The 21593-nt window shown below is 70.9% G+C and carries 16 protein-coding genes and 1 tRNA gene; 7 read left to right on the top strand and 10 right to left on the bottom strand.

Translation table 11 applies throughout. From position 1 onward, the window contains the following. Positions 1-50: 50 nt before the first annotated feature. Positions 51-863 (bottom strand): ABC transporter ATP-binding protein, encoded by an 813-nt coding sequence (locus ADL29_RS14930; RefSeq protein WP_053924155.1) that lies wholly within the window; start codon positions 861-863, stop codon positions 51-53. Positions 864-1350: 487 nt separating this feature from the next. On the opposite strand from ADL29_RS14930, the gene ADL29_RS14935 reads away from it, so the two are divergent. Continuing rightward, positions 1351-1432 (top strand) — tRNA-Leu (locus ADL29_RS14935). Positions 1433-1898: 466 nt separating this feature from the next. Here ADL29_RS14935 and ADL29_RS14940 read toward each other — a convergent pair. Together ADL29_RS14940 and ADL29_RS14945 are read right to left on the bottom strand one after the other, a co-directional pair. After that, entirely contained in the window at positions 1899-3092 is a 1194-nt protein-coding gene (locus ADL29_RS14940; protein ID WP_053924207.1) for a glycosyltransferase, read from the bottom strand. A gap of 11 nt (positions 3093-3103) precedes the next feature. Then, positions 3104-5953 (bottom strand): bifunctional glycosyltransferase/CDP-glycerol:glycerophosphate glycerophosphotransferase, encoded by a 2850-nt coding sequence (locus ADL29_RS14945; protein ID WP_245689420.1) that lies wholly within the window; start codon positions 5951-5953, stop codon positions 3104-3106. 657 nt (positions 5954-6610) lie between these two features. Between ADL29_RS14945 and ADL29_RS14950 the strand changes: the two genes are divergently transcribed. Continuing rightward, positions 6611-7450 carry a Bax inhibitor-1/YccA family protein gene (locus tag ADL29_RS14950; protein ID WP_053924157.1) on the top strand — a complete coding sequence of 280 codons (840 nt, stop codon included), beginning with the start codon at positions 6611-6613 and terminating at the stop codon, positions 7448-7450. 135 nt (positions 7451-7585) lie between these two features. Here the strand turns inward: ADL29_RS14950 and ADL29_RS14955 are convergent, their stop codons facing one another. Continuing rightward, positions 7586-7813 carry a DUF4287 domain-containing protein gene (locus ADL29_RS14955; RefSeq protein ID WP_046927695.1) on the bottom strand — a complete coding sequence of 76 codons (228 nt, stop codon included), beginning with the start codon at positions 7811-7813 and terminating at the stop codon, positions 7586-7588. Positions 7814-7911: 98 nt separating this feature from the next. Here ADL29_RS14955 and ADL29_RS14960 point away from each other — a divergent pair, with 98 nt between their 5' ends. After that, entirely contained in the window at positions 7912-8256 is a 345-nt protein-coding gene (locus tag ADL29_RS14960; RefSeq protein ID WP_078971012.1) for a hypothetical protein, read from the top strand. A 34-nt stretch (positions 8257-8290) separates the two neighbouring features. On the opposite strand, the gene ADL29_RS14965 is transcribed toward ADL29_RS14960, so the two are convergent. The 3 genes from ADL29_RS14965 to ADL29_RS14975 form a co-directional block, all read right to left on the bottom strand. Further along, positions 8291-9250, bottom strand: a complete 960-nt coding sequence (locus tag ADL29_RS14965; protein WP_053924158.1) for a hypothetical protein — start codon at positions 9248-9250, stop codon at positions 8291-8293. Positions 9251-9762: 512 nt separating this feature from the next. Further along, a complete protein-coding gene (locus tag ADL29_RS14970) occupies positions 9763-10983 on the bottom strand; it encodes an acetyl-CoA C-acetyltransferase (protein ID WP_053924159.1) in 1221 nt (406 codons plus the stop codon). 201 nt (positions 10984-11184) lie between these two features. Further along, the gene (locus ADL29_RS14975; RefSeq protein ID WP_078971013.1) at positions 11185-12201 is read right to left on the bottom strand and encodes an SGNH/GDSL hydrolase family protein; all 1017 of its coding nucleotides are present in this window, start codon (positions 12199-12201) and stop codon (positions 11185-11187) included. Positions 12202-12434: 233 nt separating this feature from the next. Between ADL29_RS14975 and ADL29_RS14980 the strand changes: the two genes are divergently transcribed. Next, positions 12435-13823: a cystathionine beta-synthase gene (locus tag ADL29_RS14980; protein WP_053924208.1), complete on the top strand. Its 1389-nt coding sequence runs from the start codon at positions 12435-12437 to the stop codon at positions 13821-13823. Positions 13824-14316: 493 nt separating this feature from the next. Here ADL29_RS14980 and ADL29_RS14985 read toward each other — a convergent pair whose 3' ends face one another. The 3 genes from ADL29_RS14985 to ADL29_RS14995 all read right to left on the bottom strand — a co-directional run bounded on the left by ADL29_RS14985 (position 14317) and on the right by ADL29_RS14995 (position 17389). Then, the gene (locus tag ADL29_RS14985; protein WP_053924209.1) at positions 14317-15729 is read right to left on the bottom strand and encodes a purine-cytosine permease family protein; all 1413 of its coding nucleotides are present in this window, start codon (positions 15727-15729) and stop codon (positions 14317-14319) included. 188 nt (positions 15730-15917) lie between these two features. Beyond that, positions 15918-16475 carry a cysteine dioxygenase gene (locus ADL29_RS14990; RefSeq protein WP_053924161.1) on the bottom strand — a complete coding sequence of 186 codons (558 nt, stop codon included), beginning with the start codon at positions 16473-16475 and terminating at the stop codon, positions 15918-15920. Then, the gene (locus tag ADL29_RS14995) at positions 16472-17389 is read right to left on the bottom strand and encodes an amidohydrolase family protein (protein ID WP_053924162.1); all 918 of its coding nucleotides are present in this window, start codon (positions 17387-17389) and stop codon (positions 16472-16474) included. The genes ADL29_RS14990 and ADL29_RS14995 overlap by 4 nt, the downstream gene beginning before the upstream one ends. 252 nt (positions 17390-17641) lie before the next feature. Here ADL29_RS14995 and ADL29_RS15000 point away from each other — a divergent pair, with 252 nt between their 5' ends. From ADL29_RS15000 to ADL29_RS15010, 3 genes are all read left to right on the top strand, one after another. Continuing rightward, complete coding sequence (locus ADL29_RS15000; RefSeq protein ID WP_053924163.1) at positions 17642-18688, top strand: LacI family DNA-binding transcriptional regulator; 1047 nt, start codon at positions 17642-17644, stop codon at positions 18686-18688. 184 nt (positions 18689-18872) lie between these two features. Then, complete coding sequence (locus ADL29_RS15005; protein ID WP_053924164.1) at positions 18873-19907, top strand: sigma-70 family RNA polymerase sigma factor; 1035 nt, start codon at positions 18873-18875, stop codon at positions 19905-19907. A 143-nt stretch (positions 19908-20050) separates the two neighbouring features. Beyond that, the gene (locus ADL29_RS15010; protein WP_053924165.1) at positions 20051-21544 is read left to right on the top strand and encodes an aromatic amino acid ammonia-lyase; all 1494 of its coding nucleotides are present in this window, start codon (positions 20051-20053) and stop codon (positions 21542-21544) included. The last annotated feature ends 49 nt before the right edge of the window (positions 21545-21593 follow it).

Genomic DNA, 21593 nt, shown 5'->3' on the forward strand with positions numbered 1-21593 from the left:
TGGAGGTCGGTGGGGGGGGAGTACGGGCGGCGGCTGCCGGGGCAGGCCGGTCAGCTCGTACGGCCCTTGGCGTCGAAACCGGGGGTCCGGGGGGCACCCCCGGAAAAACGCAGCATCCGTTCCAGCACCATGTCGGCGGTCGGGTCGGGCATGTCGTCGACGATCCGGCCGTCGGCGAGGAATATGACCCGGTCCGCATACGACGCCGCGACCGGATCGTGGGTCACCATCACCACGGTCTGGCCCAGCTCCCGCACGGAGTTGCGCAGAAAGCCCAGGACCTCGGCGCCGGAGCGCGAGTCGAGGTTTCCGGTCGGCTCGTCCGCGAAGATGATCTCGGGCCGGGAGGCCAGCGCACGGGCGACGGCCACCCGCTGCTGCTGGCCGCCGGAGAGCTGGCTGGGCCGGTGCTTGAGCCGGCCGCCCAGGCCGACGGTCTCCACGACGCGGTCCAGCCAGGCGCGGTCCGGCTTGCGGCCCGCGATGTCCATCGGAAGGGTGATGTTCTCCAGGGCGGTCAGCGTGGGCAGCAGGTTGAACGCCTGGAACACGAAGCCGATCTTGTCGCGCCGCAGCTGGGTGAGCTTCTTGTCCTTCAGCCCGGTCAGCTCGATGTCGCCGATCCGGGCCGAGCCGCCGCTGATCGAGTCCAGTCCGGCCATGCAGTGCATCAGCGTCGACTTGCCGGACCCGGAGGGGCCCATGATCGCGGTGAACCGGGCCTGCCGGAAGTCGACGGAGACGGCGTCCAGGGCGACCACCTGGGTCTCGCCCTGTCCGTAGACCTTGGTGAGATCCGTGGCGCGGGCGGCCACCGCGGTGGCGCGGGTGGCGGTGGAGACGCCGGAGTGGGTGGTGGTCACGGGGTGGAGCTCCTGTCGGGACGAGGGACCATCTGCTCCGCGGCGGCCGGGTGGCCGGGTGGCGCGGACCTTTCCATCGTGGGACAGGGAAGGCGGTGCGGACGTCAACCCCTGTGACCGTCCTGGGGGAGTCCGTAGACGTACAGGCCCACCCCTTCGGTCATCCCTGGGGAGGAGACGGCCCCTGATGCCGCCGCCTGACCAGGACCGCATCAAGACCGCGTCAAGGGCGTGCGGCGGCCGGCGGCGCGGGCGCGGCGGGGGCCGCGGGCAGACGTCGAGTTTCCGTCAATTCGGGCGCGAATTCCGTTGCGCCGGTACACCGGCAAAGCTGGGCTTCAGACATGTGCCGGAGGCTCGTACCGGGCACTGATGCACCCTCAGTTGCCAATAAAATAAGACAACCTCGGGGTGAGTGGCCGAACTGCGTGGTGCGCTGCGGGCTACGCTCGTGCTGCCCTCTTTGAGGCGGCATGGGGGACCCCAGGCCCGGGTGGTGGAATGCAGACACGGCGAGCTTAAACCTCGCTGGCCTACGGGCCGTGCCGGTTCAAGTCCGGCTCCGGGCACAAGACATTTTCAATTTTGCCTGAAATTTCAACGTAAGCGCAAATTCCGCCGGGATCCGCTGCCTTCGGACGGGCGATCCACCCCTCGCCCGACGTGCTCACCCGGCAGCCGACCCTCATGCGCGCGCCCCAGCGTACCGTGCAACCTTCAACCAATGGCCAGGACTTCGGCCTGGTCCCGCCCAGGTTGTGGGTGCCGGCCGCCGACGAGCTGATGGAGTGTCCGGTCGCGTCGAGCGGGTGCCCCCCTCCGCATCATCCGCGGGTGCTCCTCGGAGAGGTGACGAGGGGAGCCGGAAATACACATGACGTCCCGAGCGCATCCTGGACGAGATGACGCAAGGGCCGAGGGGAATGCGAATCCGGTGTTCCTGGTTTCGCTTGGCGTAATTCTGCGAGGGTATTCGTCAGGCCGGCGGGCCGCCGGGCGAAACCCGGCGGCCCTCTCCCTGTCCACGCCGCCCGTTCACCGCTCCACGAGCGCGAACAGACTCTCCCAGCGGCCGACGATCTCCTCGGTGGAGAAGCGCTGGATGTTCTCGCGGGCCGCCTCTCCCATCGTGTCCCGGAGCTCCTTGTCGGAGATGAGGGTGTCGAGATGGCGGGCGAATTCGGTGATATTGCCGGGCGGTGCGAGGAGCCCGTCCTCGCCGTCGGTGATGATCTCGTGGACGCCCGGGGCCACATCGAATGCCACGCAGGGGACGGCGGTGGCCATTGCTTCCATGGGGGCCAGTGGGAAGCCCTCGCCGCGTGAGCTCAGTGCGAATACCGCGCTTTCGCGCAGCGCGCCGGGGACGTCGCCGGTCCGGCCCATCCACCTGACGGACGTGGCCACGCCCAATTCCGCGGCCAGTTTGCGGAGTTCTTCCTCCTCCTCGCCGGAGCCGTAAATGCGCAGCGTCCAGTCGGGGTGCTGGGGGGCGACCCGGGCCCAGGCCTCCAGCAGCAGGTCGACGCCCTTTTCCTCGTGCAGCCGGCCGATGCTGACGACGCACTTGGCGGAGCGGTCGGAGGGGACGTCGGGGAAGAAGGGAAGAGGGTTGGGCATGAAGCCGACGTTGTCCATGCGCTGGCGGATCCAGCGGTCGGCGTCCTCACGCGTGAGGGTCAGCATCCGGTCGACGTCCTTGTAGAACCGCTTCACCCGGCCGAAGCGGGACGACTTGCGGCAGGTGTCGAACGATTCATGGCTCATACCGATCATGGTCAGACCGGCGGTGTCGGCCAGTGCCACCCACTCCATCGCCCACACCTGGGTGACGATCACCACGCCGCCCGGCCGCGCCTGCCGGAACAGTGCGCTCATCTTGGCCGCCTGCTCGTGCATCCCGGCCTCCCGGGCGGCCCGGCGGCGCCGTTCGGCGACGTTGAGCTTGTCCTTGAGGCCGCGCACGGGGCGGACGGAAGGCGGGTGCTCGCTGTAAAGAGTGGTGGTGGCGAAGGGGAGATCGGCCGCGAGTTCGTGGACCCTCCCCTCGGGAGGCGGCACGATGCCGATGATGTGCACCCGGTGGCCCTGCTCGCTGAACAGACGCGCCATCTGGTGCGACCAGCTCGTGATGCCGCCCATCTCGTTGACGCTGTTGGAGACGAAGAAGATGTCCCGCGGTCCGGCCGGCCCGGCCGGCTGCGGCCTGTTCGCGTACGGCTTGTTCATCGACGCCTCCATCAACGCCTCCACTGCGCGAAGAACTGATCGACGATGCTCTGCGCCGCGTCACCGCGGTCGTATTCGCCGAACTTGGCGACGAATTCCTTACGGGCCGTCGCGTATTCCAGGGACTGGGTCTCGAACGACTTGAGGGTCTCGTAGAAGTCGTCCTCGGTACGGACCACGGGACCCGGTGCATGCTCCAGCAGATCGAAGTAGGTGCCGCGGCCCTCGTGCACATATTCGTCGTAGTCGTAGGTGAAGAACACCAACGGCCGGTCCAGCAGCGCATAGTCGAACATCACCGAGGAATAGTCGGTGATCAGCCCGTCGGCCAGTTCCAGGATCGGCGTCACGTCATGGCGCGGCGAGACGTCGATGACCCTCCCCTCCACGGTCGGCGGCAGCACCACATGGTTGAGATAGTGCGAGCGCACGAGGAGGACGTAGCGGTCACCGAACTGCTCCGCGAAACGCTCCACGTCGAAGGGCAGGGTGAAGCGGCCGTGCCGGCCCCCCGCCTTGCGGAACGTCGGCGCGTACAGCAGCACGGTCCGGTCATCGGGAATTCCCAACTCGGCGGCCAGTGCACCGCGTTCGCGTCGGCCGAGTTCCGCCTCCCGCTGCCGGGCCTGGACCAGCGCGTCGTTACGGGGGTAACCCACCCGCAGCAGCGTCTTCTCCTTGAGCCGGAACGCCTTGGCCAGGGTGTGCACATCGTGCTCGGAGCGGATCAGAAAACGGTCGAAGCGGTCCAGGGAACGCTGCTGCTCCGCCTGTTGCTGCCGGGTCTGGGCCTTCAGCGACGGCTGGTCGAAGCCCATGTTCTTGAGCGCCGAGCCGTGCCAGGTCTGAAGGTAGGTGGTCTCGGGGCGCTTGGTGAGCTTGAGGGGATAGCTCTGGTTGTCCACCCAGAACTCGGCCTGCGCCAGCGCCTTGAGATAGGGGAGCGACCAGCGCCGTACCAGGGTCACGTCCTGCGGGAATTCCTTCGGGGAACCGGCGTACGACCAGATCGCCTCGAAGTCCAGGCCCTGCCGGCGCATTTCCTCGTAGATGGCGCGCGGGCTGTCGCTGTACTGCTTGCCCAGGTGGCTTTCGAAGACCACCGTGCGCTTCTTGACCGGCAGCCGGCTGAACACCTCGTGGTAGGCGCGGAGCTTGTTGTCGCCGGAAGTGACCTTCTTGCGCAGCGCCTTCGCCTTGCGGTAGCCGGTTTTGGCCAGCGTCCCGGGCTTTCCGTGCACCCCGCGCGCGATGAGTTCCTGCACCCGTTCGCTGTTACGGCTCTCACTGACGAGGCGGAACGCCAGATGCCCACGGGCCGAGACATGCGGCTCGAGATGATCGGCGACCATGCGCGTCAGCCGCGGACGTACCGGGAGCGGATCCCCGGACAGCTCGGTGTCGGCGACGGTGAGCCGGGTCGTGGTGCGCACCCCGTCCACGTCCAGGCTCAGCCGTACGTCCCAGATGGTGTCGACGATGCCCAGCGGGCGCAGCTTCGCGGTGAGGTCGGCGGCGGCCTCCCAGTGGACGGCGTCGCCCTCGTGGCGCAGCACCCGCACCGGGAAGCGGAAGGACTGCAGGCTGCGCCGCCGGGCGCTGAACTCCAGCACACCGCTCAGCCGTGCGCCCGGCGGAATGACGCCGAGCGGATTGGTGATCCGGCCCGCCAGCGCCACTCCCCGGCCGGACTGGTGGAACCGGGTGAGCTGATTGCGCAGAAAGAGCTTGTTGACCGGCTTCTCGTGGTAGCCGGCGTCGGTGACATCCAGTACCTCGCGGCCGAATGCGTCGTCGAAATGCCCGTCGCACCAGTAGATCCGCCCGTCGCGCTCGGCCAGCGGCGAGGAGACCTTGTCGCGGTTGGTGAGGGTGTCGACCGCCGGGATCAGGTTGTCCCAGTCGCCCTGCTGGAGCAGATAGGCGCAGATGGCCTGTATCGGCTGCACCCGCTCATATGCCTCGGGGGCGATACCGGCCAGATATTCCCGGGACAGCTCGGCGAATTCCCGGCGGTAGGCCTCGTCCCGGAAGGGCAGATCCCGCAGATGCAGTACGAGATCGTGCTTGAGGAATTTCACGTCCTTGGCGAGCCGCATCTCGGTCAGCCCGCGCTCGGCCAGCAATGCGTCGATACGCCGGTGGATCTCCAGCCGGTGCTCGTAGTTGGTCATTTCGTGCCGGCGGTTCGTCACGGACTTCACCGCGGCCTGCTCGTGGACGTGCCAGAAGTAGACCTGATTGGGGATCAAAGTGATGCGGCGCGCCGCGAGATAGGCGTCCGCGATGAACATCAGGTCCTCGTAGAACATCCCCTTCGGGAACCGGAGATCATGCTCGATGAGGAAGTCGCGGCGATAGCACTTGTTGGTGGAAAGGGTGTCCCAGACGAAAAGGTCGGGCAGCTCGGTGACCGACTCCAGGGTGCGCGTGGTGGCGTACAGCCAGGCGTACCACTCGTCGCGCTTCTGGTTGCGGGTGTCCTTGTGCAGTCGTACGCACAGCCCGGAAACAATGTCCGAACCGGTTTCCTCGGCAGCCTCCAGCATATTCCGGCAGGCATTCGGCTCGAGTACGTCATCGCTGTCCAGGAACATGACGTACTTGCCGGTGGTGTGCTGGATTCCGGCATTACGCGGTTCGCCGCCCGCACCGCTGTTCTCCGGCAGTTGAAAGGCTCTTACCCGCTCGGGGTGGGTGGCCGCGAGATGTTGTGCCACATCGAAAGAACGGTCGGTGCTGCAATCGTCGACGATCACCACCTCGACGTCCCGGAGCGTTTGATCCAGTACGGACTGGACAGCGGTCGGCAACCGGTCGGCGTCGTTGTAGACAATGACGACTACTGAGACGTCAGGCACAGGCACCTCAACCCTCTTTCGCTACTGTTTTCCGCCAGAATAGACCCAACTGCACCCTTGTTCGCAGACCATCCGCGCCCGGGCCGATACGGACAGTGATCGCTTCGGCGCGCGAAGGATCCACCTGTCGGGGCAGGTTCCGGCTGCCAGGGAAGACGGCCGCGTCTGCGAATCGGTTGCCTCGCAAGGCGTAACGCTCGTCTCATCGAGTCGTCACATGTCGCCGTTCACATGCCGTTCACGGACCGTTCCGATCGCACGTTTATCGGATTCGGGGATTCCGCGATTCCGTGATCCGGTGAATGGGTGACGGGGACGGCCGGACGGAATTTATCCCGGGCATATGTGGCCCGTTGCGGCCCCGTTCGGCATACCCGCGCCGCACAGGTGGTGGCGGGCCCGCCGGATCGGAGCCGTGCGGGCGTCCGATATCTGAACGGTGGTACCGAGTTGGTCACACCCCGGCAGTCGTCCCCCGATCCGGGCACCTCCGTGTGCTCCCGTGCGTCCTTCATGGGGAGGACATCCCCTACGACGTCGGAGAGGATGTGTCGTACCGAGTTCCGGGCAAGATCCTGCTCAAGAACTAGCGACGCGCCTTTGCCAGACCATTACGCTTGCCGTCAAGGCCGCGCAGGGCGGCCGTGGAGGAGTGAGATGGAGAGCAGGAACCCGGTCTTCACGCGACGGGGCTTCAGCCGCGACACCGGCTACGCGGGCTTCAACGCACCGCCGCAGGCCGGGGCCGCCGCCAACCCGTACGCCGGAACCAACCCGTACGCCGGAAACAACCCCTACGCCACGCAGGCGCCACCGCAGTACGTCCCGCAGACCCGCCCGATGACGATGGACGACGTCGTCGTCCGCACCAGCCTGACGCTCGGCACGGTCATCGCCGGCGCCACGGTCGGCTGGCTCTTCCTGACCGCGCACCTCGGCTTCGCCGTCGGCGCCGGTCTGATCGCCATGCTGCTCGGCTTCGGCCAATCGTTCCTGCGCAAGCCGGTGCCCGCGCTGATCCTGGCGTACGCGGCCCTCGAGGGCGTCTTCCTCGGCGCGCTCAGCGGCTTCCTCAACAGCGTGCCGCAGCTGCACGGCGCCCCCATGCAGGCGGTGCTGGGCACGATGGCCGTGTTCGTCACCATGCTGATCGCCTACAAGACGCGGATCGTGCGGGTCACCGCCCGCTTCACCCGCTTCGTGATCATCGCGGCCATCGGCTTCGTCCTGCTGTCGCTGGTCAACACCCTGTTCGCGGTGTTCGCCGGCGGTGACGGCCTCGGCTTCCGCAGCGGCGGCCTGGGCATCGCCTTCGGCGTCGTCGGCGTGGTCCTCGGTGCGCTGTTCCTCGCCCTGGACTTCAAGCAGGTCGAGGACGGCATCGCCTACGGCGCGCCGCGCGAGGAGTCCTGGCTGGCGGCGTTCGGCCTGACCCTGACCCTGGTGTGGATCTACATGGAGATGCTGCGGCTGATCTCCATCCTCCGAGGGGACTGACGCTCCGGGCGCCGCACCCGACCCGGGCGCGGCGCACAGGACATCCGAAGGGCCCGCAGGCAGTCGCCTGCGGGCCCTTCGGCGTCGCCGGTCTCAAGGGGGATGTGCGGTAAGCCCGTCATCACGGCCCGGCATCTACAGCTTCCGCGCGGCGCGCCTGAGGTCGTGTTCATGGACGATCGCTTTGGCGTGCCCGTAGGCGAGATTGTGTTCGCCGCGGAGCCAGCTGACTTTTTCGTCGAAGCGGAAGAGGGACGGGCCCTCGTCAACGGTGCGGAGCCAGTCGGAGACCTCCCGGCCTGTGCAGTGCGGGATACGGGAGAGCAGATTCCGGTGGGTTTCTTCGGAGAAGAGCTGAGACATCGGCGCCTCCGGACGCGGTCGATGCTGGTTCTTCAGCACACCGTGCCTGAGCGTTCCGGCGTTGGCAACCACCCGGGAGTGGCGCATAGGCTCACCGGGTGCTTGACGTGATGCCTTTGCAGACTGCCGTGGACACCTTCGCCGACCGCCTCAGGTCGCTGCCGCAGAGCACCCTCGGCCGCGGCGCCGCGGCCGAAGGGCTGGCGCTGGCCCGGGAGTTGGCGCTGCGTGCGCAGCGGATCGAGGCCCCCGGACGGGAGCCGCACACGATGCCGGACGCCGGGATGTTCGCGGCCGGCGACCAGCTGGCGGTGGCCGGTCACGATCTGGTCGAAGCGCTGCTGGCCGCGGCGGCCGACCCCGCCCCTGACGCGAAACCGGCCCCCGCCGGAGAACTGGCGGAGGCCGTGCGGCTGGTCGAGGAGGCGGCGGCGCGCTGTTAGTGCCTGTCCAAGGCGGCGGCGTCCGCTCGAGCGGTCAGAGCGAGGCGATGACCCGGTCCGCCAGGATGTAGACACTCTCCTGAGGGTGCTCGCCCCAGGAGAAGGTCAGGGCGTATGCGCCGGAGATCCCCGAGCCGCCCATCAGTACCGGGGTGTGGCCCGCGCGCAGCGCACCGGCGATGCGCCCGGAGGTGTCGCGGTCACCCGGGGTCAGGCAGAGGGTGGTGCCGTCGGTGAAGACATAGACGTCCAGGGTCCCCAGCGGGCCGGGGCGGACGTCCGCGAGCGGAACGGCCTGCTGCGCCAGCATCTCCAGGCGCTTGACGGTGCGCTCGTGGTCGCTGATCACCGGGGACGGCGAGAAGTCCGGGTGCGAGGGGTGGCGCCGGCGGGCGGCGGCCAGCTCGGCCGATTCGGCGGCCTCCTCGGCATGCTCCAGCTCGGGCGCGTCCAGCGCCTCCACCGACTCCAGCGCATCGAACGGTTCCAGGACGTCCGGGCCGAGCCACGGCTCCAGCCCGGCGAGGTCGGCCTGACGCGGCAGGAAGGGCAGGGGGTCGAGCCGGTCGGCATCGATCCGGTCCTCGGTCTGCTCGGCGGGCAGCTCCAGCCGCTCGGCACGGGCGTCGGCCGGGCCCTCCTCGCCGAGGCCGGCCAGCCCGCCCAGCAGCGACGGGGCGTCGGCGGCGTCCCGCGCCTCCTGGGCGGCCCAGAACGCGCGGGCCTCGGCCAGCTCCCGCTCCCGCTCCTCGGCCAGCGCGTCCGCGACCGCGGCACGTATGTCCGCGAGCGGCGTCTCGGCGGCCGGGACGGCGCGGGCGGCCGGGATGGCCGCGAGCCCCGCCGCACCGGCCGCCGCGCCGCCCGTACGGGCGGCCACGAGCTCGGCGTGCAGAGTGGTGACCTGGCGGCGCAGCGCGCGGGTGGTGTGCAGGGCGGCGGCGCCCAGCACCACGGCCACGGCCGCGGCCAGCAGCAGGATGAGGGTGATCATGCCGAAACCTCGCTTCGCTCGGCCCCGCATTCGCGAGGCGCGCACCACGTGATGATTCGCTCGCTGCGCCCGCTCATGCGTACTCCCGATAGCAGAATGTCCCCCGACTTCCTACATCAGGGTGCCGGGGGACGGCGACCGTTCCCAGTGCACTACGTCCCGAAACGCACCGGCCCTTGGGCCTTATACATGCGGGTACACCCGTGCTGACCTGGGAGAACCTCGTCGTGGCGGGGCGTTGGTCACAATCCTGGCGGCTATTGGGTCGCGATCTTGTTAACGGGTGACACAGGCCACCCGCGTCGCCATAGGTGCCCGTACGACAGCGAAGGGTGCGCGCGGAACGGGAGTTGACCCGTATCTCCGCGCACACCCTTCACCTGCCGCCTCTCTGCGAGGCGCCGTGGCTCAGCTCAGCCGCTCGTGCTTGTGATCGCGCTGAGCTTCGCCTCCGCTGCGGGCAGGTGCCGGGCACTCGTTCCTCGCACCCGGCCCCTACCCTCCGCTGCGGCTCAGCTCAGCCGCTCGATGACCATCGCCATGCCCTGACCGCCGCCCACGCACATCGTCTCCAGGCCGAACTGCTTGTCGTGCCACTGGAGGGAGTTGATGAGCGTGGTGGTGATCCGGGCGCCCGTCATGCCGAAGGGGTGGCCGACGGCGATCGCGCCGCCGTTGACGTTCAGCCGGTCGAGGTCGATGCCCAGGTCGCGGTACGAGGGGATCACCTGGGCGGCGAACGCCTCGTTGATCTCGACCAGGTCGATGTCGGAGACGGACAGCCCGGCCCGCTGCAGGGCCTGCTTGCTGGCCTCCACCGGGCCGTAGCCCATGATCTCGGGGGAGAGGCCGGAGACACCGGTCGAAACGATCCGGGCCAGCGGCGTCAGCCCCAGCTCGCGCGCCTTGGTGTCGGACATGATGATCAGCGCCGCGGCGCCGTCGTTCAGCGGGCAGCAGTTGCCGGCGGTCACCAGGCCGTCGGGGCGGAAGACCGGCTTGAGGCCGGAGACGCCCTCGACCGTCACGCCGGCGCGCGGGCCGTCGTCCTTGGAGACGACCGTGCCGTCGGGCAGCTCGACGGGGGTGATCTCCCGCTCCCAGAAGCCGTTTTTGATCGCCTGCTCGGCGAGGTTCTGGGACCGTACGCCGAACTCGTCCATCTCCTGGCGGGTGATGCCCTTGAGGCGGGCGAGGTTCTCGGCGGTCTGGCCCATCGCGATGTACGCGTCCGGGACCAGGCCGTCCTCGCGGGGGTCGTGCCAGTCGGCGCCCTCCTGCTCGGCGCGCGCCGCGGTGCGGGCCTCGGCCTCGGCGAAGAGCGGGTTGTGGGTGTCGGGCAGACCGTCGGAGGAGCCCTTCACGCTGCGCGAGACGGTCTCGACGCCCGCCGAGATGAAGACGTCGCCCTCGCCGGCCTTGATGGCGTGCAGCGCCATCCGGGACGTCTGCAGCGAGGAGGAACAGTAACGGGTGACGGTGCAGCCGGGGAGGTGGTCCATCCCCATCTGGACGGCCACGATGCGGCCGAGGTTGTGGCCCTGCTCGCCACCGGGGAGGCCGCAGCCGAGCATCAGGTCGTCGATGTCCTTGGGGTCCAGCTCGGGGACCTTGGCGAGGGCGGCCTCGATGATCTTCGCGGTCAGGTCGTCGGGGCGCAGGTCCTTGAGCGAGCCCTTGAAGGCGCGGCCGATCGGGGAGCGGGCGGCTGAGACGATCACGGCTTCGGGCATCACACGGCTCCAAGCAAGCAGAAATGGGCGGACTGTGTGGGAAGTTACCTGCACGTAGTGCCAAGGTCACGGGGTGCGTGCTGTGATGCGGGCCTCTTTTCTAAGCGGGCGCTTATGAAACGGTGCGGGGCCGCCGGGTATTCCCGTACGGCCCCTCCGGCACGGCACCCGGTTCTCCGGCGCGGCCCGCGGCCGCACGGCTCACCACCCCAGCGGCGGGACCTCCGCCGACTCCGGGGCCGGCAGCTGCCGCCGCCTGCGGTGCTTGAGCAGGGCCCAGGGCGCGCGCCGGCCGCTGACCTCCGTACCGCCCTCGGCCGCCGCCTCGGCCGCCGCCTGCTCGACCGGCAGAATGCCCTCGCCGCGGCCCGGCTCCGGCCGCTCCTCCTCCGGCCACAGCCCCAGCGAGGCGCACAGCGTCGGCAGGACGGCCATGGCGGCGGTGGCGTACCCCTCCGCCGACGGGTGGTAGTTGTCCGGCCCGAACAGCTCCCGCGGATGCGCCTCGAACTCCGGGCCCAGCAGATCGCCGAGCGAGACCGTACGGCCGCCGTTCTCGACCACCCCGATGGTCTGGGCCGCGGCGAGCTGCCGGGAGAGCCGCCGGGCCACCCAGCGCAGCGGCTGGTAGACCGGCTCGATGGTGCCCAGATCGGGGCAGGTGCCGACGACCACCTCGCAGCCCGCCTCGCACAGCCGGCGCACCGCCTCGGACAGATGCCGCACGGATTCGGCCAGTGGCATCCGGTGGGTGACATCGTTGGCGCCGATCATGATGACGCAGACGTCCGGGGGCGCGCCGCCGTCCTCCAGGATCAGCTCCACCTGGCGCTCCAGATCGTTGGACTGGGCGCCGGGCAGGGCCACATTGCGGAAGTCGACGGGGAGTTCGGAGAGCGCGGCGAGCCCGGAGGCGAGCAGCGCGCCCGGGGTCTGGCGGGCGCGGTGCACGCCCTGCCCGGCGGCGGTGGAGTCGCCCAGGAAGGCGAGCCGCAGCGCCGGCCGGGCGTCGTCGGCGTGGTGGAACGGGGCGCCGTAGCGGCCGTCGGCGCACGGCGGGGTGGCGCTGGAACCGCCGACCGTACGGCGGGCCAGCCGGACCTCGGTCAGCAGCACGCCGACGGCGGCGACCCCGAGCAGGCCGATCCCGCCCCCGCCCACCGCCGCGGCGGTCGCGATCCGGCGCGCCACTCGCGCCCTGGACATCGTCATCGGCATAGCCGGGCACCTCCCCGTGCAGTGCGTGCGCGCCGCGGCCCCGGGGACCGGACGCGCTTCTGTAAGCAACAACAAACTCCTGTGCCAGGTTGTTGCCCGTTCCCGCCCGGAACACAACGCACGCACCGCAGCTGCCCTCTAACGGAACGCAGTCGGCCGGGCCTCTGCCGCGCTCGGCTAATAGGCTGACGGCACGGGCGCAGGAGAGCGTGCCCCCGACCGCGGAGACCACCGTGCAGTTTTACGATTCGATGATTGAGCTCGTCGGCAACACCCCGCTGGTACGGCTCAACAGCGTGACCAAAGGAATCCAGGCCACCGTCCTGGCGAAGGTCGAGTACTTCAACCCGGGCGGTTCGGTCAAGGACCGGATCGCGCTGCGGATGATCGAGGCCGCCGAGGAGTCGGGCGAGCTGCAGCCGGGCGGCACCATCGTGGAGCCGACCTCCGGCAACACCGGGGTGGGCCTGGCGATCGTGGCCCAGCAAAAGGGCTACAAGTGCATCTTCGTCTGCCCCGACAAGGTGTCGACCGACAAGATCAATGTGCTGCGGGCCTACGGTGCCGAGGTGGTGGTCTGCCCGACGGCGGTGGACCCCGAGCACCCGGACTCGTACTACAACGTCTCCGACCGGCTGGTCCGGGAGACGCCGGGCGCCTGGAAGCCCGACCAGTACAGCAACCCCAACAACCCGCGGTCGCACTACGAGACGACCGGTCCGGAGCTGTGGGCGCAGACCGACGGCCGGATCACCCACTTCGTGGCGGGCGTCGGCACCGGCGGCACGATCAGCGGCACCGGCCGCTATCTGAAGGACGCCAGCGAGGGCCGGGTCAAGGTCATCGGGGCGGACCCGGAGGGCTCGGTCTACAGCGGCGGCTCCGGGCGCCCGTATCTGATCGAGGGGGTCGGCGAGGACTTCTGGCCGACCGCGTACGACCGTACGGTGGCCGACGGGATCGTGGCGGTCTCCGACAAGGACGCCTTCCAGATGACCCGCCGCCTCGCCAAGGAGGAGGGCCTGCTGGTCGGCGGCTCCTGCGGCATGGCGGTGGTGGCCGCCCTCGAGGTCGCCTCGGACCTGGGGCCGGACGACGTGGTGGTCGTTCTCCTCCCGGACAGCGGCCGCGGCTATCTCTCCAAGATCTTCAACGACGAGTGGATGGCCGACTACGGCTTCCTGGAGGAGAGCGGCACCGCGGCGCGGGTCGGCGAGGTGCTCGAGCACAAGGAGGGCGCGCTGCCCTCGCTGGTGCACATGCACCCGGAGGAGACCGTCGGTGAGGCGATCGAGGTCCTGCGCGAGTACGGCGTCTCGCAGATGCCGATCGTCAAGCCGGGCGCCGGGCACCCGGACGTGATGGCCGCCGAGGTCATCGGTTCGGTGGTGGAGCGGGAGCTGCTGGACGCGCTGTTCACCCAGCGGGCCTCGCTCACCGACCCGCTGGAGAAGCACATGTGCCCGCCGCTGCCGCAGGTCGGCTCGGGTGAGGCGGTCGCCGACCTGATGGCGGTCCTGGAGAACGCGGACGCCGCGATCGTCCTCGTCGAGGGCAAGCCGAAGGGTGTGGTGAGCCGGCAGGACCTGCTGGCCTTCCTGGCGCGCGGGGTCGCCAAGTAAGCCGGCCGCCGTCGTGTTGCCGTACGGGTGTTAAGTGGCCGTCAGGAAACGGGCCTGCACCGCAAGGTGTACGTATGCGTCACGTGTTCGCAGCACGGACTTAACACTCGTCAGGCACATTGATGACTACGGCGATACGGACCTCCGGAGCGGCTCCCGGACCTCCACGATCGCCAGGACGCGACACCCGGCCCTGACCCGGTCCGCGTCCCTTGCGGGGACCGCCGTCGTCCCGCCCCCGGCTCGGCCGGGGTGCGGCGGTCCCCGCAACAGTCTTTTGTGCGGGCGGTGGTGCGGGTTGCCGGGCGGGGGCTCGTTCCGGGCGCCGCAGCGCAGCGGCTCGCTGGGCTCTGCCCCGCGCCCGTCGGTCATCTGCACCTTCAGGGAAGGGTCGGACGGATCCTCCGCGGGATGCGGGTGCCCCTGGCAGGCCGCAACGCGGCGGGTCCGGACGGTATGCCGGTGGTGTGCCGGATGATCGGCGAGATGCCGGCTAGCCCTTCGGTCCGGCTGCGGCCTCTTCCTCGTCGAGCGGCCCCGCGCCCGGGATGCGGGCGGTGTCGCGGTGGCCGACGGCCCAGTACAGGGCGGCAGGCACGGCGAGGCCCACCAGCCAGGAGATGTCGGCGCCGCCGAGGGGCGCGACCAGGGGGCCGGTGTAGAAGTGCGTGGCCAGGAAGGGGAGTTGGGTCAGCACGCCGAGGGTGTACACCGTCAGCGCCCGGGCGTTCCAGGCGCCGTAGCGGCCGCCGGGGTCGCTGAGTGCCGGGATGTCGTAGCGCTCTTTGGAGATCAGGTAGTAGTCGACCAGGTTGATCGCCGACCACGGCGTGAAGAAGGTCAGCAGGAAGAGCAGGAAGTCCTTGAAGGAGGTGAGGAAGGAGTCCTTGCCCAGGAGGGCGACCGCGGTGCCGGCGACCATGATCCCGGCGATATAGGCGGCGCGGCCGCGAGGGGAGAGCGTCCGCTGCCCGCGGAACCCGCTGACACTGGTCACCAGCGACATGAAGCCGCCGTAGGTGTTGAGGATGTTGATCGTGAGCTTGCCGAGGGCGATGACGAAGTAGAGGAACGAGGCGATCAGCCCGGCGCCGCCCAGGCCCACGATGTAGGTGACCTCATGTCCCACGAAGGCGCCGGGGGCCGCGGCCGCCGCCAGCGCCCCGAAGGTCATCGACCACTGGGACCCGAGGACGGAGCCCGACAGCGTCCACCAGAACGTGGCGCGCGCCGAGGTGTGCCGCGGCAGATAGCGCGAGTAGTCCGCGACATACGGCCCGAACGCCAGCTGCCAGGAGGCCGAGAGGGAGACGGCGAGCAGGAAGACGGGCAGCCCGAAGCGGTGGTCGTGCAGGAGCGTGCCGAGGTCGGCGCGCTGGAGGAGCCGTACGCCCAGATAGACGAAGGCCAGCGCGCAGACCAGGCCGGCGATCCGCCCGAGGGTGTGGATCAGCCGGTAGCCGACGGCCGCGGCGACGGCGGTGATCGCGGCGAAGACGACGATCCCGGTCGTGTCGCCGAGGTGTGTCAGCTCGCCGACCGCCTGCCCCGCCAGCACACTTCCGCTCGCGAAGAACCCGATGTACATCACGATCACCAGCGCCAGCGGCACCACCGCCCCGCGCACCCCGAACTGCGCCCGCGACGTGATCATCTGCGGCAGCCCCAGCCGCGGCCCCTGCGCGGAGTGCAGCGCCATCACCGCCCCGCCCAGCAGATTGCCGAGCAGCAGCCCGATCAGCGACCAGAAGGCGTTCGCCCCGAAGACGACGGCCAGGGCACCGGTGATGACGGCGGTGATCTGGAGATTGGCGCCCAGCCAGAGGGTGAACTGGCTGACCGCGCTGCCGTGCCGTTCGTCGTCGGGGACGACGTCGATCGAGCGCTGTTCCACCACGCCTGCCATGCCGCCGCCTGCCATGCATCCGCCTCGGGTCGCGCCTGTATGGGTCCATGCAGAATCGACGTCGATGAATGGCGGGTCAAGGGGCGGGACGGGAACGGTGGTTGATTCGTGTTGACGGGGCGGGTGCGTGGCTCGAGGCCCGCGGGTCGAGGCCCGCGGCTCAAGGCCCACGGATCAAGGCCCGCGGCTCAGGCGGCGGGCGCCTCGCCGATCGGCCGGAGCTCGTCCGCGTACGACACCGAGATCCGCCGCATCAGCCCGTCGGCGGTGATGTCGTACTGGCCGAGGCGCCACAGCGGCGGCGAGTACGCGTGCACCGACACCGCATCGTCCGTCGCCCCCGCGAGACGGTGGATATGGTCCGGGCCGAAGCAGAAGGAGGTGCCCGCGACGACGGCGGCGGTCAGATGCTCCCCGCCGATCCGGGGGTTGGACTCGGTCAGCACGCCCTGCACGACGCGCACCGCCCCCGAGGAGATGTCGTGGTCGTGCCAGCCGGTGTCGTTCCGCCGGGTCCAGCACAGCAGCCAGACGTCGACGAACTCGTCGCGGTACAGGGACGCGTAGTGGCGCTCGCCGTCGGAGAAGGCGACCTGCTCGTGCCACAGGTCCGGGCGGGCGGCGAGCCCGTCGACCAGCTCCCGCAGTTCGCGCTTGTCGAGGTTGCGCTCCGGCAGCGCGGCGAACGGCCCCTCGCCGCCGGGGACTTCACGGGCGGCGTCGGCCTGGGTGGCGGCGGACGTCATGGGCGGTCTCCTTTCGCCGGGCCCAGCAGGCGGGCCGGGTTGACGGTGCGCAGGGCGTGGACGGCGGCCGCAGCGCCGAGGTCCGGGACCACGGGCTCGGCATAGGGGCGGTCGCTGCCGCTGACCAGCGCGTCGATGCCGACCGCCCGTACGAGTGCGTCCACCGCGCGCGTTCCGTACGAGGACGTTTCATAGAAGAGGTTGCGGTCCACCCGGCCGCGGTCGCGGCCGCCGCCGCGGGCGACCAGCCGCTCGCCGTGCAGCGGCGCCAGGCCGGCCAGCGCGGCGAAGCAGACCCGCAGGTCCGGGTGGCGCGGCCGGCCGAAGGCGCGGAAGGCGAACCAGGAGGCGTGCAGCTGCTGGAGGTACGGGACGAGCGCGGGCCACCAGGAGGGCGAGTCCTCGGCGGCAGGGGGCGCCGCGCCGGGGTGGACGAACAGCGGTTTCCCGAGCTCTTGCGTGACGTCCAGGAGCGGCGCGCAGCGGGCCCAGCCGTCGGCGTCGAGCAGGGCGGTGGCGGGGAGCTGCAACCCGACGCAGCCGCGCGCAAGCTCCCGCCGCAGCGCCTCGGGGTCCGGCTCCGGTGCGGACAGGCACACGGAGGCCCAGACGCCGAACGGGGCGGGCAGCTCCAGCGCGCCCTCATGGAAGGCGCCGAGCAGCGGGCCGGCCTCCCCGGGCGGCAGATACTCGATGCCGAGCGGGCTGGAGAGCGACACCAGCGCCCGGTCGAGGCCGTCCGCGCGGGCGAGCCGGACCCGGGCCGCGACGTCGTGGTCGGCCGGGTCGACGGCGTACGGCGGTTCGCCCGGCAGTCGCAGGGTCCAGCCGTCCAGCAGCGGCGGCGCCGTACGCGCCCGCAGCAGCGCGAGGAACTCCCGCGGCCAGATGTGCTGGTGCACGTCGGTGGGCATGCGCTGCCTCCGGTCCCGGCAAGGTGCTCGGCTCGGCCTGTGTGCTGCTGCTCAACCGTTTCACTTAAGCGCTTAACTGATGCGTTTAAGTGAAACGGTTAACTCGTCCGGCTGTCAAGGGTGGAGCGCGCCGCCTCCCAGGGCGTAAAGGGACGCCGCCCAGGGCGTAAAGAGGGGAGCGGGGGGACGGGGGAGCGGCCCGGACGGCGCTGTACGGCAAGGGTCGGTGCCTCCTTGGGTAGGCTTCCGGACATGGCCAGGCCCAATAAGCGCACCACCCTCCGCGAGGTGGCCGAGGCCACCGGACTCTCCACCGCCGCCGTCTCCTACGCGCTGCGCGGCAAGCACGTCTCCAAGGAGACCGAGGAGCGGGTGCGCAAGGCGGCCGCCGACCTGGGCTACGAGGCCGACCCCATCGCCCGCGCCCTCGCCAGCGGCCGCACGAGCACGGTCGGCGTGCTGGCCGGCGACCTCCAGGACCTGTGGCAGCAGCAGCTGATGGCGGCCATAGGACGCGAGCTTCTGGCCGGCGACCGCTACGCCCTGATCCTCGACGCCGGGGGCGACCCGGCCCGCGAGCTGGCCCTCGCCAAACAGCTCCGCGACCAGCGCGTCGACGGCCTTCTCGTCTCGCCCGTCGACCCCTCCGCGGAGGGCTGGGCGAAGATCGCCGAGGCGGTTCCCGTCGTGTCCATCGGCGATGCCCTGAGCCGGGCCCGTGCGGCCGGCGAGGTCCTCTTCGACAACCGTGCCGGCATCGACGCCGTCCTCGACTACCTGCGCGGCCTGGGCCACCGCCGGGTCACGGTCCTCACCCCCACCGGCCGCTCCACCCCCGACCGCCCCGCCGACGTCTACGTCCGCGAGGCCGCCGACCGCCTCGGCATCGAGGCCGAAGTCCTGCCCTGTGCCCAGGAGTTGAACGAGGCCACGGCCGTCGCCCGGCGCGTCCTGACCAACGCCCCGGACGGCCGCCCCCGCACCGCCCCCGCCGGCCTCGCCCCGCCCACCGCCGTCTTCTGCTTCTCCGACTCCATCGCCTACGGCGTCTACGCGGCCGCCGCCGAGGCCTCCCTCACCGTGGGCCGCGACCTGTCCGTCGTCGGCTTCGACGACCACCCCGTCTCCCGCGTCCTCACCCCACCCCTGACCACCGTCGACTGGGGCCTCACCGACATCGCCAAGGAAGCCGCCCGTCTGGCGGTCGCCGCCATCGAGGGCCGCCGGGTCCGCCGTAAACGCATCTTGTGTGCGCCCCGGCTGTCCGAGCGGGGCTCGGCGGTGGCGGTGCGCCGATGAGACGGCTCCCGCGGTCACCGGCCCCATCGGTCTGAAGGCGGCGACCGTGCCTGCGGCAGGCGTGCCGGTCCCGGGCACCTCGCGCTGCGCCCCCCTCGCCCGGGGAGCAGACTGGGGCACGGTGCTCCGGTACCGTCGTCGCACGCGTGCCGGTGGTCGGCCGACGGGTGGATGGCGGTCCTCGATGAGCGAAATCGCGGTGGACGTGGCAGGGGACGGCGGGGCCCGGCAGGGTGGTGCGCCGGGCGAGTTGGCGGACCGGCTGGAGGCGCACCGCGCCGAGCTGACCGGGTACTGCTACCGCATGCTGGGGTCCGCGTTCGAGGCCGAGGACGCCGTGCAGGAGACCATGGTGCGGGCCTGGCGGAGTTATGCGCGGTTCGAGGGGCGGTCCTCCCTGCGGTCCTGGCTCTACCGGATCGCGACGAATGTGTGCCTGGATCTGCTCAAGGGGAGCCGGCGGCGGGCGCGGCCGATGGATCTCGCGTCGCCGTCGAGCGTGGACACCCCGGTGGGGAACGGGCTGCCCGAGGCCACCTGGATCGGGCCGGTGCCGGACGGGCGGGTGCTGGCCGAGGCCGCGGATCCGGCGGAGGCCGCCGTCGCACGGGAATCGATCCGGCTCGCCTTCGTCTCCGCACTGCAGCGGCTGGCGCCCCGGCAGCGGGCGGTACTGATTCTGCGGGAGGTGCTGAGCTGGTCGGCGAGCGAGGTCGCGGAGCTGCTCGGCAGTTCGGTGGCCGCGGTCAACAGCGCGCTGCAGCGGGCGCGGGCGACGCTCGCCGTGGACGAGGCCCCGGCCGCCCCGCCGTTGGACGACGCGCAGCAGGCGCTGCTCAAGCGCTACGTCGACGCGTTCGAGCGCTTCGACATGGAGGCGCTGACGGCCCTGCTGCACGAGGACTCGACGCTGTCGATGCCGCCGTACGCGCTCTGGCTGCGCGGCCGCGAGGACATCGTGCGCTGGATGCGGGGGCCCGGGCGCGGCTGCGAGGGGTCGCATCTGGTGCCGCTGACGGCCAACGGGCGGCCGGCGTTCGGACAGTACCGGGCGGGCGGTGAGCCCTGGGCGATCCAGGTGATCGAGACGGCCGGCGGGCGGATCACCGCGCTGCAGTCGTTCCTGGACACGGAGCGGCTGTTTCCGCTGTTCGGGCTGCCCATGCGGTGGCCGGACCCGTCCGGGGGCGGCTCCGGCGAGCCGGTTCCCGGCAGCTGAGGGCGTGGCTCCGGGGCTGCCGCTTGCCCGACCTGCATAGTGTCATGCAGAGTCTTAGCGTGTGAATAGGGGGGCAAGGGGCGGACGCGCGGACGTACCTCGCCCGTGGCTCCACAGCGCGTCACAAGAGGGAGTTGAGCCCGTTGATTTCCCGCACACCGGACAACGGCCGACGGGCCGTCCGGCGCATCACCCTCGACGGCACCCAGCTGCGCCCCGCCGATATCGCCGCCCTCGCGGAACGCACCGCACGCACCGCGGCCCCCGGCCCCAAGGCCCTCGCGCCGGCCGAGGAATCCTGGGAGACCGCCCGCCGCCTCGCCGCCACCGGCCGGGTCTACGGGCGCAGCACCGGCGTCGGCGCCAACCGCACGCAGGACGTCGGGACCGACGCCGAACACGGGCTGCGCCTGCTGCGCAGCCACGCCGGTGCGATCGGCGACCCGCTGCCCGCCCGCGAGGTCCGCGCCATGCTCGCCGTACGGGCCAACCAGCTGCTGGCGGGCGGCGCCGGCCTCAACCCCGCCGTCATCACCTCCCTGCTCGCCGCGCTGGAATCCGGCGCCCACCCCGTCGTCCACGAACACGGCGCCGTCGGCACCGGCGACCTCGCCGCCCTCGCCCAGACCGGCCTCGCGCTGGCCGGCGAACACCCCTGGCACTGCGCCCCCGGCGCCCGGGCCCCCGCCCCCATCCCCCTCGACAACAGCGACGCCCTCGCCCTGATCAGCAGCAACGCCCTCACCCTCGGCCAGTCCGCGCTCGCCCTCGACGAACTCCGCCGGCTGCTCGCCGCCTCCCTCCCCGTCGCCGCGCTCTCCCTCCTCGCGGTCGGCGGCTCGTACGAACCCTTCGCCGAACCGGTCATGCGCGCCCGCCCGCACCCCGGTTCCGCGGCCGCCGCCGCCCGGATGCGCACCGTCTCCGGTGTTCCGGACCGCCCCGCCGCACCCCTGGGCCGCATCCAGGACCCGTACGGCTTCCGCTGCATCCCCCAGATCCACGGCCCGGCACTCGACGCCGCCGACACCCTGGACGGCATCCTGACGGTCGAGGTGAACGCCGCCTCCGAGAACCCCTTCATCAGCGTCGAGGACCAGGCCGCCTACCACCACGGCAACTTCTACGCCGCCCACGTCGTACTCGCCCTCGACGCCTTCCGGCTCGCCGTGCTCCAGACGGCCCGGCTCTCCACCGCCCGCCTGGCCGCGCTCTCCGAGCCGGACTACACCCGGCTCCGCCCCTTCCTGGGCGATGCCGCACCCGCCAGCTCCGGCGTCATGATCCTCGAATACGCCGCGGGCGCGGCCCTCGGCGAGATGCGCGCCGTCTCCCACCCGGCCTCCCTCGGCCACGCCGTCCTCTCCCGCGGCGTCGAGGAACAGGCCAGCTTCGCCTCCCTCGGCGCCCGCCAGACGCTGCGCGCCTGCACGTACTACCGTCAGGTCCTGACCTGCGAACTGGTCACCGCCGTACGGGCGTTGCGCATGCGCTCCCTGGAACCGGAACCCGGACTGCCGCTCGCCGGCGCCTACACGCTCGCCGCCGAGGCGCTGGACCCCCGGATGGAGGACCGGCCGCTGACCGATGATGTCGCGGTGGCGGCCGGGCTGCTGGATCGGCTGGCGGCGGTGTGAACGGTGAGGCGTACCGCCGCCCGGGACGGGCCAGTGATTACGTACCGTC

The organism is Streptomyces chattanoogensis, from assembly GCF_001294335.1.
Classification (GTDB): domain Bacteria; phylum Actinomycetota; class Actinomycetes; order Streptomycetales; family Streptomycetaceae; genus Streptomyces; species Streptomyces chattanoogensis.

Bases quoted from the DNA above. Each gene is read 5' to 3' on its own strand.
- ADL29_RS14990 (WP_053924161.1), bottom strand. From the start codon at position 16,475: ATGACGTCCGCCGCCACCCAGGCCGACGCCGCCCGTGAAGTCCCCGGC.
- ADL29_RS15005 (WP_053924164.1), top strand. From the start codon at position 18,873: ATGAGCGAAATCGCGGTGGACGTGGCAGGGGACGGCGGGGCCCGGCAG.
- ADL29_RS15000 (WP_053924163.1), top strand. From the start codon at position 17,642: ATGGCCAGGCCCAATAAGCGCACCACCCTCCGCGAGGTGGCCGAGGCC.
- ADL29_RS14995 (WP_053924162.1), bottom strand. From the start codon at position 17,389: ATGCCCACCGACGTGCACCAGCACATCTGGCCGCGGGAGTTCCTCGCG.
- ADL29_RS14975 (WP_078971013.1), bottom strand. From the start codon at position 12,201: ATGCCGATGACGATGTCCAGGGCGCGAGTGGCGCGCCGGATCGCGACC.
- ADL29_RS14965 (WP_053924158.1), bottom strand. From the start codon at position 9,250: ATGATCACCCTCATCCTGCTGCTGGCCGCGGCCGTGGCCGTGGTGCTG.
- ADL29_RS14940 (WP_053924207.1), bottom strand. From the start codon at position 3,092: ATGAACAAGCCGTACGCGAACAGGCCGCAGCCGGCCGGGCCGGCCGGA.
- ADL29_RS14950 (WP_053924157.1), top strand. From the start codon at position 6,611: ATGGAGAGCAGGAACCCGGTCTTCACGCGACGGGGCTTCAGCCGCGAC.
- ADL29_RS14985 (WP_053924209.1), bottom strand. From the start codon at position 15,729: ATGGCAGGCGTGGTGGAACAGCGCTCGATCGACGTCGTCCCCGACGAC.
- ADL29_RS14955 (WP_046927695.1), bottom strand. From the start codon at position 7,813: ATGTCTCAGCTCTTCTCCGAAGAAACCCACCGGAATCTGCTCTCCCGT.
- ADL29_RS14970 (WP_053924159.1), bottom strand. From the start codon at position 10,983: ATGCCCGAAGCCGTGATCGTCTCAGCCGCCCGCTCCCCGATCGGCCGC.